The organism is Sphingobacterium sp. UGAL515B_05 (assembly GCF_033097525.1).
In the GTDB taxonomy this organism is placed as follows: Bacteria; Bacteroidota; Bacteroidia; order Sphingobacteriales; family Sphingobacteriaceae; genus Sphingobacterium.
In genome coordinates this window covers 4,379,887-4,395,775 of record NZ_CP109907.1, presented here as the reverse complement: position 1 = coordinate 4,395,775, position 15,889 = coordinate 4,379,887, and the positions used below count along the sequence as shown (strand labels likewise).

Here is a 15,889-nt window from a genome sequence, read left to right as displayed (position 1 = left end):
TACCACTGTATTGATGCGAATGCGTATGCATATGCACTTCCACGCTTGTTAAAAATCATTTCCTTTTTCTTGGATAAAGATTTAACAGACCCTTCAAGGAGGTGTGTATGCTTCTCTTTTTACTTAACAATTTCTTTTTGAACCCTTAAAATCTGATATATTATGTCTTCAAACAAAAATTTAAAATTCGAAACTCTTCAGGTTCACGCTGGCCAAGTCGCTGACCCTACTACGGGATCTAGAGCAGTTCCTATATATCAAACAACATCCTTTGTATTTGAAAATGCCGAACACGGCGCAAACTTATTTGCATTAAAGCAGTTCGGCAATATTTATACACGGATTATGAATCCTACTACGGATGTTTTCGAACAACGTATTGCGGCACTGGAAGGTGGAGTCGCGGCTGTTGCTGTTGCATCTGGCCAGGCGGCACAGTTTATTGCATTAAATAATATCTTGGAAAGTGGTGACAATTTTGTTGCCGGATCCAACTTATACGGCGGTACATTCAACCAGTTTAAAGTTTCTTTTAAACGCCTGGGCATCGAAGCTCGATTTGCAACGGACGCCGAGGCAGATAAAATTGAAGCCCTCATTGATGATAAAACAAAGGCCATCTATGTTGAAACAATTGGAAACCCAAGTTTCAATATTCCAGACTTTGAGAAAATTGCTGCAGTAGCGAAAAAATATGACCTACCGTTAATCGTCGATAATACTTTTGGCGCTGGAGGTTATTTATTTAAACCTTTGGAGTATGGTGCAAATGTGGTGGTAGAATCGGCTACTAAATGGATCGGTGGACATGGTACAAGCATTGGCGGTGTCATCGTCGACGGCGGAAACTATAATTGGGGCAACGGAAAATACCCGCAATTTTCCGAACCATCTGAAGGCTATCATGGCTTAGTTTTTTCCGAAGTTTTCGGTGAAGGCGGACCGTTTGGAAATATCCAATTTGCCATTCGGGCACGTGTGGAAGGGCTTCGGGATTTCGGACCAGCACTCTCCCCTTTCAATTCATTCTTATTATTACAAGGACTTGAAACCCTATCTTTGCGGGTACAACGCCATGTAGACAACACTTTAGAGGTAGCTAAATGGCTTGAGGCGCATCCACAGGTAGAAAAAGTAAATTATCCGGGCTTAAAAAGCTCTCCGAGTTTCGCTAACGCACAAAAATACCTTAAAAATGGCTATGGAGCAGTGCTTTCTTTTCAGCTCAAAGGTGACGCAGCACAAAAGGCCAATAGCTTTATCGACAGCTTAGAATTAATCAGTCACCTGGCCAATGTTGGTGATACGAAGTCATTGATTATCCATCCGGCAGCGACTACTCACCAACAATTGAGTGATGAAGATCAGGCAAATGCTGGAGTGTTCAAAGGTTTATTACGTCTTTCTGTAGGAATAGAACATATTGATGACATCAAAGCTGATTTACAACAAGCTTTTGATAAAATTAAATAATCAGATTTTTTCGGCTTAAAACGTAAACGTAAAATGAGTAAGCATATTTATCTGCACCCGGAGCCTTTTGTATTTGAAAATGGAAGAGAGCTTACTGATTTACAAATCAGTTATGAAACATTTGGCAAACCCAACGCAGATCGCAGTAATGTGATCTGGGTTTGCCATGCACTAACGGCCAATGCGGATGTACTGGATTGGTGGTCAGGTCTTTTTGGAACAGGTGAATTGTTTGATTCAAACGATTATTATATTATCTGCGCCAATGTCATCGGATCAGCATATAATAGCAGTAATCCGCTATCTATAAACCCAGCTACTGGACAACCTTACTACTTATCTTTTCCTGAATTTACAGTAAGGGATTTGGTCAAAGCCCATCAATCTCTTGCAGACCACCTGGATATCAAACAAATAGAGATCCTTATTGGGGGCTCATTGGGCGGTCAACAAGCATTGGAATGGGCCGTATCGCACAGTATAGCCATCAACCATCTAATCGTCGTTGGAACAAATGCCGTCCATTCACCATGGGGTATTGCATTCAATGAAAGTCAACGTCTTGCCATTACAACTGATCGAACCTTATACGCCAATCATCCCGATGGCGGAGCTAAGGGTTTAAAAGTTGCACGCGCTATGGCACTGTTGTCTTACCGCAACTATACAACGTATGCCAACACACAAAAGGAGGATGATAACGAAAAACTCGATCATTATAAAGCATCCTCCTATCAAAACTATCAGGGTGAAAAATTGGTGAAACGCTATAATGCGTACAGCTATTACTTCCTAACCAAAGCAATGGACAGCCATAATTTGGGTCGTGGAAGACGATCTATCGAATCCGCTTTAGCGAGCATCGACTGCCCAACTTTAGTGCTGAGCGTCAATACAGATTTGTTGTTTCCTCCACAAGAGCAACAATTTATCGCTCAACATATTCCCAATGCCCACTACCAGGAGATTGAATCTACCTATGGCCACGATGGATTTTTGATCGAAACAAAAAAACTCACTAAAATTATCAGCAGCTTTCTGCAGGAACAAAAAGTGTACATCAACGAATTAGTATAAGAGAATAAAATACATATAAGAGAATTTAAGAAGAGATATGAGTAATAAATTAACAATAGGGATGTTTGGGTTTGGTGTTGTAGGCCAAGGTCTTTACGATATCATCAAAACCAAAAATCTTAATCTGGAGATCAAGAAATTTGTCATTAAAAACGGTGATAAAAAACGCTCGCTACCAGCAGATCTATTTTCTACCGACGCGGAGACAATTTTAGGTGACCCAGACATTAATACTGTTGTCGAACTGATAGATGATGCCGAAGCAGCCTATCAACTAACTGTTCGTGCCTTGAAATCAGGTAAAAATGTGGTATCTGCCAATAAAAAAATGATTGCCAGCCATTTGGAAGAGCTAGTTGATATTCAACATGAATATGGCACCAGTTTATTGTACGAAGGTGCAGTTTGCGGAAGTATTCCCATTATACGGAATTTAGAAGAGTACTATGACAATGAATTACTTCATTCTGTCAGCGGTATTTTTAATGGATCGTCCAACTATATTTTATCTAAAGTTTTCAATGAAAACCAGCAATATACAGATGCTTTAAAGAAAGCGCAAGAACTTGGTTTTGCAGAGACAGATCCAACCCTTGATGTCGGTGGGTTTGACCCAAAATTTAAAGTATGTATTGTTGCTTCCCATGCGTACGGGATCTATGTCAAACCAGACGATGTCTTTAATATTGGTATAGACAAATTGGGACAGCAAGATATTCGTTTTGCTAAAGAAAAGAACCTCAAGATCAAATTGATACCAACAGCGAAAGAGATCGACGGCAATAAAGTTGTACTTTACGTATTACCACGCCTAGTAGGCAAAGACAGCATGCTTTATAATGTAGAAAATGAGAACAATGGTGTATTGGTAAAAGCAGCCTTTGCAGACGAACAATTTTTCTATGGTAAAGGAGCCGGTGGCCACCCGACGGGCTCTGCTGTGCTATCGGATATCGCTGCCCTTCGCTATGGATACCGCTATGAATACAAAAAACATTTGGAATCCAGCACATTAAATTATAGCCAAGATTATTTAATTAAGGTTTATTTGAGATACACCGATGATGCACTGATTGAAAAGTTAAATTTCGGTGAAATCACAGAACGATATTACGCACCAGATTTCAAATATGTCATAGGACATATTAATCTTCAACAAATCGCAGCTCACAAAGCCGATTTGGATCAAGAAGGCAATTTTATTGCTGAAATCGCGTAGGCAATCAACAAACCAACCTACCTTGAAAATAGCCCCGAATGGGGCTATTTTTTTATTGCTTAAATTTAGTTGCCTTTCAACTTGAGGTCTAAAATCCCACCTTCTACCAGACGTTCAAAAGGCAGCTGCCAACCTTTCCACAGGCGGTTATTCAACCGAACCTGATCAATAATATAACTATTGGCCTGCTCCTTCTTCACCTGAATGATAAATTTATTTTTTCTTAATTTCTCCGGCAATTGTATCGTTACCCGATCAAAAAGTGGCGCGCCAATCTGAAGCGCGGGCTTCTCGGTGGTGAGACTTCGTACGTCGAATAGGCCGATACTCGACAAGACATACCATGCGCCAAGCTGTCCTTGGTCTTCGTCTTGTCCGTAGCCATAACCGTGTATTGCATCATTACCATAAAACTCATTGCAAATTGCCCGTACCCATTTCTGACTTAAATCAGGTCTACCAGAAAAATAGAACAGCCAAGAGATATGCAGGTTCGGTTGATTACCATGATTATAAAGACTTTCAATCCCTGCGAAAGCGTCAATTTGTGTACCACCTCCAAACACATTCTTCTGCGACACCGTAAAAATACTATCCAACCGCTGATTAAACAGATCCTTTCCAACCAGTTTAACCAATTCCTGTGGGACATGCGGAACATAGAAGGTATACTGCCAAGCATTTCCCTCCTGAAATCCACGCCATGGTTCATAAGGGTTAAAGTTTGAAATAAATCGCCCAGTACTATCCTTTGGTCGCATAAACTTCGTTGTGGTATCGTACAGATTACGCCATCCATCGGATAATCCCTGAAATTTAATGTAGTCTTTTTGGTGCCCCAATGATTTTGCAAATTGTGCGGCTGCACCGGCAGAAAAAGCATATTCCAAGGTATGCGAAGCACCAAAAGGAGATCCATTGGTCATTAATTCGGGACTGCCATTATCATCTTTTATATACGGAGAATAACCTTTACGGACAAAAACGCCCACATCTAACTTCCCCGCTCCAGGCAGACGGTCTTTCCCTTCCAATTCATTTTTGCGCACCGCAGCATAGGCAAGATTCACATCATAGTCACGAATACCCACATTATACGCCGCTGCAATTGCCAAACCTGTAAAATTAGTCCCTACACCCGAAACGTATTTACTGTTGGCAATACCGTCTCCTAGCCAACCGGCATCGCGATAGACCAACAATTGACTCTGAATCCAGTCGTTGTAATAGTCCGGATAAGCAATGGACCATAACTGTGTCAAATTCCAAAATGCACCCCAGATCGCATCGGTATTATAATGATGATGAATAGGTTGCCCCTGTTTATTTAGAGCAATCTGCCCTACCGAGCCATCATTTTTGGGATATGCACCATTGACGTCGCTTGCAAGCCCACGACCAAGTAAAGCATGATACAATCCAGTATAAAATTTAATGCGGTCGTCCACTTTCCCCCCTTCCACCAAAATTCTTCCCAGTTCACTATTCCAGGTTTGCAAGGCATTTTTCTTTGCAGTATCAAACGACATATCCTTTGCTTCGTTAAGCAAATTCAGTTGTGCATTTTCCACAGATGTATAAGACAAGCCGGTCTTGACTTCGATAGATTCCCCTACTTGGGTATCAAATTTCAGGAACACGCCGGCCCCCTTTCCTTTTATACGGCTATGTTGATCGAAAGTCGTGGAATCGCTAAATGTTCCAAAAGATTTAGGCTGTTTGTTTATCTCCGCGAAGAAAAACATCTTAACATGAGCACCCTGCTGATATTTTTGTACGTATACAGGATTGGTAACCACATATCCCCAGACGTGCTGTTTGTCATAATTCACTTCAGCATCAACGACCGGGCCACTTTCCCCCATAACATGGCCAATATCGAAAATAAGGTTGGCTTCTTCCGTTTTTGGGAAAGTATACCGATGAAAACCGACGCGCTTGGTTGCAGTGAGCTCCGCAAGTATATTATAATCTTTTAACTTGACGCGGTAATAGCCAGAAGTAGCAAACTCATCTTTCTTATCGAAAGCAGAACGATAGCCGCTTTGTGGACGATCAAGTTGACCAGGAGTTGTCTTCAATTTTCCAACGGACGGTGCAAATACCACTCCGCCTACCTGGAATTCGTGAAAATTAGCGAATCCTTCTATTGACCCATGCCTATCATCGTACCCCACAGCTTCCCAGCCTGACTTGTTCCCATAGCTTCCATTTGTGCTCGGCGCTAGCTTAGCCATTCCAAAAGGTACTGCTGCTGGTGTATAAAAGAAATACCGGCTATGAACGGATCCAATATTAGGTTTTACAAAAACGGTTAAATCTGTTTTCTGCTGTGCAAAAACAGCCGTCGTACTTACAAATAAACTACAAAAATAATAAATGATACGCTTTACCATTGTTTTCAATTAGGTTCTACAGCAAACTTACAAAAAAATATAGTATGTATAAACATGAGCTCTATTTTCTTACGCGATTTAACTACGGGAAAGGCCTCACTATAATGCCTAAATTTGTAAAATTTTAAATACTAACCAAATAAAACGTTATTAAAGCTTAAATACTGACATTTTTCCATAACTTTGATTGTACATACATACTAAAATATAACCAGTAAATAAATTCAAAAAAAATACTAATCAGACGGCTGATCTTCGATCAAACCCCTGAAGTAGATGAAAATTAACCCTGAAATAGATACAAATTATTGACAGATACACTTGTCAAGCCTAATTAATTACAATAAAACCAAAATGAAAAAAAACACCCCATTTTTTAGTCTAATACTTCTGTTACTCGGACCCCAACTATCAGCACAACAAATAAAACCCGACAGTATAACTCAACTTAAGTTGGCAAAAAGCATTCTAGCGGATCAAAACTTAAAATATGTCGACAGCCTTGCCCGAGAGGTCATCAAAGAAGGTTTCAATGCGGGAAGTGGGTACTCGCAAATTTGGGCCAGGGACCTCAATACATTTATTGAAACCGCCTTGGAAGAGCGGTCCCAAGCGGACATTAGAGGGGCCATTTTAGTATTCTTTCAGATGCAACAGCCCAATGGTGAAATGGTAGACGGCTATGTCCTTAAAAAGGATTTTACCTGGCACGATGATACACCTTATTATTCAGAAAATGCGCCCGGCCATGTTGGATTTAAAAATACAGTAGAAACAGACCAGGAAACCTCACTCATCCAACTGCTTGGTAAATATATCCTGAAAACAAAGGATTACAGTATCCTGGAGGAGTCTATCGGTGGAATTTCCGTCAAAGATCGAATCCAACTCATGTTGGATTATTTGAAAAGAGAACGATTCAACCACAAGTATCAATTGCTTTGGGGTGCGATGACCGCAGATTGGGGAGATGTACAACCCAACGATAGCTTTGGTTGTGACTGGAATGAGCTCTCCAATGAGGCGATCGATATTTATGACAACGCGATGTTTATTATTGCATTGCAGACATTAATTGATATTCAGCCCAACGCTCCGAAGGTGACAGAATGGAAGGGATTAAAAAAGAGTCTCGAAACAAACAGCAGACGTCATCTATGGGATAAGAAAAAACAAAAATTCATCCCTCATCTCTACCCTAAAACATCCCCTATCCCAAAAGGATTTGATGAAAATACGATTCATTATCATGGAGGTACCGCCATCGCGATAGAAGCCGGGTTACTTTCCGCTTCAGAAATAAAAACAGTCAATACGCAAATGCTGGAAAACGTCCGGTTATCGGGCATGCCGAGTATTGGATTGACCTTATACCCGACCTATCCGGTTGGATTTTTCATCGGAGGAATGGCTCAGCCTTACCAATACCAAAATGGTGGTGACTGGACTTGGTTTGGCGGACGGATGATCCAGCAGCTCGTTTTAAACGGCTTTTATCAAGAAGCCTATGCAGAACTTCAACCGATGATCGATCGCGTTGTGAAAAACAAAGGATTTTACGAATGGTATGGTCAAAATAATGTCCCTAGCGGATCAGGGAAATTCAAAGGTTCAGCAGGAGTGCTCAATAAAGCAATAGCGCTCCTAGAAAGCTGGGCAGAATCTACCGTAGAAAAGAATCATTAAAAGAAAAGAATAAATAAATGAGCTATTCACTCATCCTATCGTCCTTTTTGAATGGATAATAGGATGAGTGAATTACTTAATAATCTCTTCTGCTTTCAACAGTATAGGTAAAACTTTCCGCACGGTAGAACCCTAAATTATATTCAATTGGCTTTCCAGATTGGTCAAATACAAACCGCTTGCGGGACAAAATAGGATCACCGATATTAATCTCCAATTTATCCGCTATAAATTTATTTGCAGCCATTGCATCCAACTCTTCCTGAGAAAGATCTGCGACGACATGATAATCTGCTTCTAAGATTTCATATAAAGGTCGCTTAAAATCTTCATCGCCGTTTAAACCTATACGCGGATGGAAATAAGAGATAAAATAAACAAATGGGTCATCTTTCTTTCCTCTCAGACGTTCTAGTTTTAACAGCTTCTGATCCTCATCTACATTAAAAAACTTCGAAACAGCTTTATCCGGAACAACCCAGCTGACGTGAAGTTCAAAATTCTTCACCTCAATCCCACGATTTTTCATCTCTTGTGAGAAACTCAACCAATTTTTGGATTTTGAACTGAATTTAGAACTAGCCACCTTCGTTCCTATCCCCTTCTTTCTAATGAGCAGCTCCTCATATACCAGTTTATTGATCGCTAAACGCAAAGTAGAACGGGAAATTGCCAATCTTTTTGCTAATTCAATTTCATTGGGTAATAATTTCCCCTCTATATATTCAGGCTGCTTAATTAATTCGCGTAACAAATTCTCAGCTTGTATATGCAGCGGAACAGGACTTTTATGATCTATTTTTAAATTCATCATTTGGATTGCTTGTGCTAAAATAAGATTTTTTGCATAATTAAAAAAATAGATATATGTTTGTATGTATATACATATTAATATAAACCGCAGATGTCAAAGAAATTTATCATCATTTTATGTATCGTTTCACTTGGAGGACTCCTTTTCGGTTTCGATATGGCTGTAATTGCAGGTGCTTTGCCGTTAGTGAAGCAATTTTTCGGACTATCTCCTGCTCAAGAGGGCGTTTTCGTCAGTTCAGCCTTGCTAGGCTGTATTGTTGGTGTATTTTTCACAGGACCATTAACAGATAAATACGGCCGAAAACCCGCCTTTATTACTGCGGCCCTGCTTTTTTTATTCTCAGCAATTGGCTGTGGATTCAGTCCTTCTTACAGCATATTGATTGCAAGTAGAAGCATTGGGGGCCTTGGTGTTGGAATAGCCTCAATTGTTGTGCCCTTATATCTTGCGGAAATATCGCCAAGCAAATTTAGAGGAAGATCAGTAACCTGTTACCAGCTCGCTATTACATTCGGTATCCTATTTGCCTATATCAGCAACTACCTGATTCTTGAATATAGTTCGGCCCAGCAAAATGAACTGTGGCGAACTATGTTTTTAGTTGGTGCAATACCAGCTTTATTGTTATGTATCGGTGTTTACTTTATTCCTGAAAGTCCACGTTGGCTTTCTAAAAATGGACGAAATACTGAAGTTGCAGCGATCAGTGTCGCATTAGGGCTATCGGATATACAAGAGGTCAGCCATGTTTCCTCGAAAGGAAATCTACGTGATCTGTTCTCTCCCATTTATCGCAAGGCTTTTTTATTGGGCTTATTCCTCCCTTTATTTTCACAGCTCAGTGGAATCAACGCAATTGTTTATTATGGTCCGAGCATATTGCTTGAATCCGGTATTTCATTAAACAACTCCTATCATGCCCAGTTATTCTTTGGAGCTGCCAATGTGCTATTTACTTTCTTTGCAATCTGGAAGGTTGATAATTGGGGGAGACGTCCCTTATATCTTTTGGGAACTGTAGGTGCTACCGTGAGTTTGCTGGTTACTGGTTATCTTTTTAATCAAGGTCAAGTCAATAATATCGCATTGATTATCGCTATACTTTCCTTCTTATTTTTCTTTGCTTTTTCCATTGGCCCACTAAAATTTGTCGTCGCAGCCGAAATCTTCCCAAATGCCATCCGGGCTCGTGCCATGGGTATCAGTATTATGGTGATGTGGATTTCCGATGCGATCGTGGGACAGCTAACGCCCATTCTTCTCGCTTCCTGGGGCGCCCGCTATACGTTCTGGTTGTTTGCATTTTTCTGTGCCATCGCATTCCTTGTTGTACTGGGATTCCTTCCGGAAACGAAGGGCAAACCTTTGGAGGAGATCGAAAAATTCTGGATTGAAAAACACAACAAAAAATCAACAAACAAGTAAGCAAAGGCTATTTATTCCAACATCATTCATTTGCAATAAAAAATTACATCAATATGTATTCTAATACTCAAACAAAACCTTTTCAGTACGAAATCGCGCCAACGTTTCCAGTTCAAGGATCCTTATCAAATTCTTACCAAGATCTTGTTGCACATCTCATTACACATAATATACATAGCATTGATGGTTTTGTAGGTGTTAACTGGGACACAATCATCCCCAACCTGAAGCAGGAATTTGAAAAACAGGGTGTATCCGCACGATTTATTGCGATGGATTCTGCTTTAAAATCGGAATCAGCCATCCAGGATATTGTCTCTCCCTACCTAGGCGGCAACGACCCATTGTTCGGAAAAAAGACCGGTATTCAGCTCATTGAATACTTTGATACCGAAAAACTAGCGGATTTTCAATCAATACTAGCGAGCTCCGATTCAAAACAAGTTGAGTATACCGTCTTTTATGGTCCTGGAGCATCATTAGTCGATACGTCTAGTCAGCTGATGTATATTGATCTGCCCAAAAATGTGCTTATTCAACGCATGCGTGGGGGCACAGCTTTAAATTTAGGCTCTTCAACACAAACCAATCAAAAGGAAACCTACAAACGTTACTATTTTGTCGACTGGGAAATATTGAATAGACATAAAAGGTCCATCCTGTCCCGTGTCGAAATTCTTGCCGATCAACAATCGTCCCACACCTTACCATGGATTACGGGGAAGGATCTACGCGATACATTGCAAACCATGTCTCAAAATTACTTCCGCGTACGACCAACTTTTGAACCCGGAGTATGGGGTGGACAGTGGATGAAAGAGCACCTTACAGGCATCGATCAGGATGTCAAAAACTATGCGTGGTCCTTCGAAATGATTGTCCCCGAAAATGGTATTTTGCTCGAAGCAGATGGACATATACTCGAAATTTCATTCGATCAATTGATGTTTCAAGAAAGTGCCAATGTACTCGGTCATGCACAGCAACGTTTCGATGTTGAATTTCCAATACGCTTCAATTTCCTGGATACCTTTGATGGCGGCAACCTATCCATTCAATGCCACCCTAGTCCAGCTTATGCAAAAGCAGAATTTGGAGAAAACTTCACACAGGACGAATCATATTATATCGTTGATAGAAAAGAGGACGCACAAGTGTATCTGGGCTTTCAGCAAACAATTGATGCCGGCAAATTTCGCTCCGCTTTAGAAGAGAGCTTCCAAAGCGGAATAGCTATGGATATCGAGCAATACGTTCAAAAATTCGAATCCAAGAAACACCAGTTATATTTGATTCCACATGGTACCGTACATTCTTCCGGCGTGAATAATCTCGTACTCGAAATCAGTGCGACACCTTATAATTATACCTTTAAAATGTACGACTGGGTGCGTCCCGATTTAGATGGGAAACCACGTCCATTAAATATTGATAGAGCATTCGCTAACCTCAATTTTAGCCGGAAAGGTGATGTCGTAAAAAACACACTGCTAGCTCAGCCCAGTGAAAAAGTCCTTGATGCGCAAACAACAAGAATACATTTGCCAACGCATGAAGATCATTTCTACGATGTTTTTAGATACGAATTCGATCAGGATGTTTCGATTGAAACGCAGGGACAGTGTCATATCATGATGCTTGTCGAGGGTGAGGCAATTGAGCTGACGACGGCAAATGGCATGAAGAAAGTCTTCCATTATGCCGAGACTTTTGCCGTTCCTGCTGCTGCTGGGTCCTATACATTGCGTAATTTAGGAAACGGTAAGGCAAAGGTTATCCAATCTTTTGTCAAAGAATCCAAATGTTAATTAAACCATTTATTATAAACAAACAGCACAATGAGAACTATATTTTTTGCATTATCTTCATCGCTCCTATTACTGTCCTGCCAACATGCTGGCGGTAAAGTTTCTACGAACAATTTACAAGACAGCATCCAAAAAGATAGCAGCTTCCATATTGTCAAAGATATGGCTACGAACATCATCAAAAGCGGATTCAATGCGGGGGATGGATACAGTGAGGTATGGATTAGAGACTACAATACATTTATCACCTTAGCAACAAAAGTACATCCCCATGAACAGATCAAAGATCAATTGGCTTTGTTCTTTAAACTACAAGGTTCTGATGGTAATATTGCCGATGGTTTTGTCAAAAAGTCCAGCTTAAAAAATGGCGTATCGGACTATTACACAATCACCAGCACCTTGGCTCCTGATTATGCTGCACATAAAAACACCGTTGAAACAGACCAGGAATCCTCTTTAATTCAAGCGGTACATAAATATATCGTTGCAACTAAAGACAAGGCTTTTCTCAATGAAAAAATTGGTGATGCAACTGTAAAGGATCGCATGGAACATGCTTTGCAATTTTTATTGGACAAACGTTATAATGATACTTATGGTTTACTTTGGGGCGCAACCACGGTTGATTGGGGCGACGTTCAACCCGAGCATGACTGGGGTGTCCATCTCGATGAAAATTCGCATATTGCTTTGGACATCTACGACAATGCGATGTTTTTGATCGCCCTTGATAACTACATGGATCTACTTCCTGAGAAAAAAGAAAAATGGGGAAAAATCAGAGCTTCCGTAGCAAGTAATACGATGAAACACCTTTGGGATGAAAAGAACCAGAAGTTTATTCCCCATATTTATATCAAAGGCTCTCCATTTGCGGCTGATTTTGATGAAAATCAAATCTATTATCATGGTGGAACAGCTATCGCTATTGAAGCGAATTTGCTCAGCAAAGAGCAAATAAAAGTTTCATTGGATAAAATGATTAAAAATGTAAAAGACGCTGGTGCGGCAACAATTGGACTTACCGTGTACCCAACTTATCCTGCAGGTTCATTTAAAAACAAAGGCATGTATCCGTATGGTTATCAAAATGGTGGGGACTGGACCTGGTTCGGTGGGCGTATGATTCAGCAGCTCGTTAAAAATGGTTTTCAACAGGAAGCTTATGAACAGATACAGCCGATGCTTGCCCGTGTTATCAAAAATAAAGGTTTTTATGAATGGTACACAAAAGATAATAAACCAGAAGGTTCAGGAACTTTTAGAGGTGAAGCAGGTGTGCTTTACGATGCTATCGAATTACTAGAACATGCTGGCACGAAATAAAAACAGCTTATCGCGATGTAAAAAGAGCAGCAGGAAATTTGCAGTGCCTCCAAAAAGTTAGACACTTTCTGGGGGCATTTTTTCTGAAAGTGTCTAATCTTATTGGCCAGAAAGAACCTTCAGTTTGCTTTCATTGCTGTTGGTGTCTACGAAGTCATGAAGGTTTTATTTGAAATCGTCACCTTAGCATTCCTATTTTATATTACGCTAAAACCTTTTCCGCATTCTCCTTTGTATAGTCGTTTCCTATCCGCTAAAATATCCTGTTTATTTTCCTTAAATTACTTGTCCTTCTCGCTCAATCGTTAAATTGTACAAGAGCATTCCATTTGGATCGCGGATTTTCATCGTGTAGTCAACAGGTCCAATAACAGCTTAAAACCTAATTGTATCGGTTTCAATAAAAGGCAAACTATAATTACCGGTATCTGCCTTAATCTTAGCATTCAACTGCTTTATTGCGGCGACTTCCTGATTTACCGTCTTATAAAGATAGACGTTCTTTAAACTCGGAAGCTCGTTCAGTTTTGATAGACCTTTTGATGTAACTTTTGTGCCTGTCAGATTCAAATACGTTAATTTTGACAGGCCTTTCAGCTGGCTCAATCCAGCATCGGAAATTTTTGTATTTTCCAAATGCAGACGGGAAAGAATGGGCATTGCCGAAAATGTTGAAAAAGCAAGATCTGTAACAGCCGTATTTCCTAATTTCAGCTGTACAATATTATCCTTAATGGCTAACAATTCCTGTAGGTCCTTATCATTAAATTGAGGATAATTAATCGCATTAACCAACACAAAGTTATTATCTCTTGCAACTTGGATGATCTTAATACCCTTAGCCTGCCAAGCATCAACTTTATCTTTTGGCAAAGCTGGTGCTGCTGGTAGATCAGCATACAATACAGCAGACTCCTCTTTTTCCCCTGTTTCCAATTTTTTCAACAAATGAGCTATTTCCTCCGTTTGTGGTATTTCATGCACTTTTTTATCAAAATTGGCTCCTTGATCAATCCACCAGGCAATCAGTTTTATCTGATCAGCGGTTATCGGTGTACGACCTTTAGGTGGCATACGTTTCTTATGTCCCTCGGGCAACACCAATCGGGCATATAATTCACTCTTTTTCGAATCATTTGCATTTAGTACTGTGCCGTTCTCTCCTCCTTTTAACAAATTCTCTTTTGTATCCAGTGCCAGCCCCCCTTCCTGCTTTCTTTGCCCGTGGCAGCTTTGACAACGCTGTTTTAGAATAGGTTGAATAATTCCCTTATAGGCTTCTGCTTCCTGCGCATTTTGAACGATAAGAACCTCCTCTTTAGCCTCTTCCGCTTTAAACAGCTTTTTAAGTGCTACTGGCATAGCTTCCACAAAGTAACCCTTTCCATGTGTCAGTGTTCCACCGTAGTGTCCAGTCACCCCAATTAAGAGCACCAGGATAAAAAAAAGCCAAAAGCGAAATGCACCAGGAGATTCTTTACGATAAAGAAACCAAAGCAATAAACTACTGATAGCCACGGCAATTCCCAGCCATTTGTGATAGCTCAGGACATCCTCCTCATAACCTCCATTTCGTGAAAGCAGATATCCCGATAAAGCAGCTACTATAGCTGCGATAGTCCCTAGGAATAAGGAGAGCTTAATAGCAGGCAAATACATATCACCGCCTTTAAACTGAGTCCTAATTGCCATAACAAAAGCCAACAATAATATGCCGATCGGTAAATGGACCAAAAGCGGGTGAAATCGTCCCAAAAAGCCCAATAATTCATCAAAGAAAACTATCATTCTTTATATCTGTCTTTGAGTAAATGCAACATATAAACATTGATTGACCATTGATCGGCCACCGGTTGTTGTGTAAATGGTAATGTGGGTAAATAACCCGCTGGACCAAACTCGGTCGTTATGGTCAATACCTTCACCCCATTTTCCTTGTGCTTAGCAACAACTTTATCCCACCAGGTCAAATGTTGTGCAACGATACTCTTCCATTCAGGAGCCGCGGGGTCATTGACTTGTGGTCCTTCAGGATGCCCAATTCGTGCATGAATGTGTTCCGTTCTGGAAAGCGCTTTTGTTACAGCATCCGTCTGATCAGAAAGCATTGATTCGTGCACATTGCACCAATGCGAGATATCCAATGCAAGTTGTAAGGTCGGAATCTTCTCTAAATATTCTTTTGTCACATGAGCTGCAAAACTAAATCTTCCGCGATGAGTCTCATGATAAACGGGGATGTGGTACTTATTTTTAGCCGCATCGGCAAGCTCAATCAATGTTTTATTCTGCTCAAACGAGTAATAATCTTTACCGGTATGGCAATTGATATAATCGGGTTTCAACTGTGCTGCTTCATCCAAATTACGATTAAAACTTTGTTTATATTCCTCGTAAGTTCCGCCCGATCCGCCTGAAAGCAATCCTAAACTCAATCCATATTTATGTAATGCATCGATCATCTCTTTCCGCTCATTTGGACTACCGGGTAACCAGGATTCAACACCATCGTAACCAGCATTTTTCACCCGGAGACAGAATGTATCCCAAGAATCGCTATTTCCCCAATTGGTGCAATAATATTTGATGTGTAACTGCTGGGCAGTCATGGATAGAAAACTGCTCATAAATAAAATTAATACTAGAAATTGTTTCATGT

Annotated in this window: 11 protein-coding genes; 7 read left to right on the top strand and 4 right to left on the bottom strand. The window is 40.4% G+C overall.

What is annotated here, in order from left to right; translation table 11 throughout:
- Positions 1-162: 162 nt before the first annotated feature.
- Genes OK025_RS18000 through OK025_RS17990 form a run of 3 tightly spaced genes read left to right on the top strand, consistent with a single transcriptional unit; the run spans position 163 to position 3,769 of the window.
- Entirely contained in the window at positions 163-1,473 is a 1,311-nt protein-coding gene (locus OK025_RS18000) for an O-acetylhomoserine aminocarboxypropyltransferase/cysteine synthase family protein (RefSeq protein ID WP_075993185.1), read from the top strand.
- A gap of 33 nt (positions 1,474-1,506) precedes the next feature.
- On the top strand, positions 1,507-2,550 hold the full coding sequence (locus OK025_RS17995; RefSeq protein ID WP_317665875.1) for an alpha/beta fold hydrolase: 1,044 nt from the start codon (positions 1,507-1,509) through the stop codon (positions 2,548-2,550).
- A 37-nt stretch (positions 2,551-2,587) separates the two neighbouring features.
- Positions 2,588-3,769: a homoserine dehydrogenase gene (locus OK025_RS17990; RefSeq protein WP_317665873.1), complete on the top strand. Its 1,182-nt coding sequence runs from the start codon at positions 2,588-2,590 to the stop codon at positions 3,767-3,769.
- Between the two features lie 65 nt (positions 3,770-3,834).
- On the opposite strand, the gene OK025_RS17985 is transcribed toward OK025_RS17990, so the two are convergent.
- Entirely contained in the window at positions 3,835-6,165 is a 2,331-nt protein-coding gene (locus tag OK025_RS17985; protein WP_317665871.1) for a GH92 family glycosyl hydrolase, read from the bottom strand.
- Between the two features lie 453 nt (positions 6,166-6,618).
- Here OK025_RS17985 and OK025_RS17980 point away from each other — a divergent pair, with 453 nt between their 5' ends.
- Positions 6,619-7,851: a hypothetical protein gene (locus OK025_RS17980; protein ID WP_317665869.1), complete on the top strand. Its 1,233-nt coding sequence runs from the start codon at positions 6,619-6,621 to the stop codon at positions 7,849-7,851.
- 76 nt (positions 7,852-7,927) lie between these two features.
- Here the strand turns inward: OK025_RS17980 and OK025_RS17975 are convergent, their stop codons facing one another.
- A complete protein-coding gene (locus OK025_RS17975; protein WP_232475551.1) occupies positions 7,928-8,665 on the bottom strand; it encodes a GntR family transcriptional regulator in 738 nt (245 codons plus the stop codon).
- Between the two features lie 90 nt (positions 8,666-8,755).
- Here OK025_RS17975 and OK025_RS17970 point away from each other — a divergent pair, with 90 nt between their 5' ends.
- From OK025_RS17970 to OK025_RS17960, 3 genes are read left to right on the top strand one after another with little or no spacing between them, the layout of a single operon-like run.
- Entirely contained in the window at positions 8,756-10,093 is a 1,338-nt protein-coding gene (locus tag OK025_RS17970) for a sugar porter family MFS transporter (protein WP_317665866.1), read from the top strand.
- A 53-nt stretch (positions 10,094-10,146) separates the two neighbouring features.
- Complete coding sequence (locus tag OK025_RS17965; protein WP_317665864.1) at positions 10,147-11,901, top strand: class I mannose-6-phosphate isomerase; 1,755 nt, start codon at positions 10,147-10,149, stop codon at positions 11,899-11,901.
- Positions 11,902-11,931: 30 nt separating this feature from the next.
- Complete coding sequence (locus OK025_RS17960) at positions 11,932-13,230, top strand: amylo-alpha-1,6-glucosidase (protein WP_317665862.1); 1,299 nt, start codon at positions 11,932-11,934, stop codon at positions 13,228-13,230.
- A 375-nt stretch (positions 13,231-13,605) separates the two neighbouring features.
- On the opposite strand, the gene OK025_RS17955 is transcribed toward OK025_RS17960, so the two are convergent.
- Positions 13,606-15,018 (bottom strand): c-type cytochrome domain-containing protein, encoded by a 1,413-nt coding sequence (locus OK025_RS17955; protein ID WP_317665860.1) that lies wholly within the window; start codon positions 15,016-15,018, stop codon positions 13,606-13,608.
- Positions 15,015-15,887, bottom strand: coding sequence for a sugar phosphate isomerase/epimerase family protein (locus OK025_RS17950; RefSeq protein ID WP_317665859.1), 873 nt, complete (start codon positions 15,885-15,887; stop codon positions 15,015-15,017). Before OK025_RS17950 ends, OK025_RS17955 begins: the two co-directional genes overlap by 4 nt.
- Positions 15,888-15,889 lie beyond the last annotated feature (2 nt).

What these genes read in the sequence shown, in the direction of transcription:
- OK025_RS18000 (WP_075993185.1), top strand. Translation starts at nt 163, where the DNA reads ATGTCTTCAAACAAAAATTTAAAATTCGAAACTCTTCAGGTTCACGCT.
- OK025_RS17995 (WP_317665875.1), top strand. Translation starts at nt 1,507, where the DNA reads ATGAGTAAGCATATTTATCTGCACCCGGAGCCTTTTGTATTTGAAAAT.
- OK025_RS17990 (WP_317665873.1), top strand. Translation starts at nt 2,588, where the DNA reads ATGAGTAATAAATTAACAATAGGGATGTTTGGGTTTGGTGTTGTAGGC.
- OK025_RS17985 (WP_317665871.1), bottom strand. Translation starts at nt 6,165, where the DNA reads ATGGTAAAGCGTATCATTTATTATTTTTGTAGTTTATTTGTAAGTACG.
- OK025_RS17975 (WP_232475551.1), bottom strand. Translation starts at nt 8,665, where the DNA reads ATGATGAATTTAAAAATAGATCATAAAAGTCCTGTTCCGCTGCATATA.
- OK025_RS17970 (WP_317665866.1), top strand. Translation starts at nt 8,756, where the DNA reads ATGTCAAAGAAATTTATCATCATTTTATGTATCGTTTCACTTGGAGGA.
- OK025_RS17965 (WP_317665864.1), top strand. Translation starts at nt 10,147, where the DNA reads ATGTATTCTAATACTCAAACAAAACCTTTTCAGTACGAAATCGCGCCA.
- OK025_RS17960 (WP_317665862.1), top strand. Translation starts at nt 11,932, where the DNA reads ATGAGAACTATATTTTTTGCATTATCTTCATCGCTCCTATTACTGTCC.
- OK025_RS17955 (WP_317665860.1), bottom strand. Translation starts at nt 15,018, where the DNA reads ATGATAGTTTTCTTTGATGAATTATTGGGCTTTTTGGGACGATTTCAC.
- OK025_RS17950 (WP_317665859.1), bottom strand. Translation starts at nt 15,887, where the DNA reads ATGAAACAATTTCTAGTATTAATTTTATTTATGAGCAGTTTTCTATCC.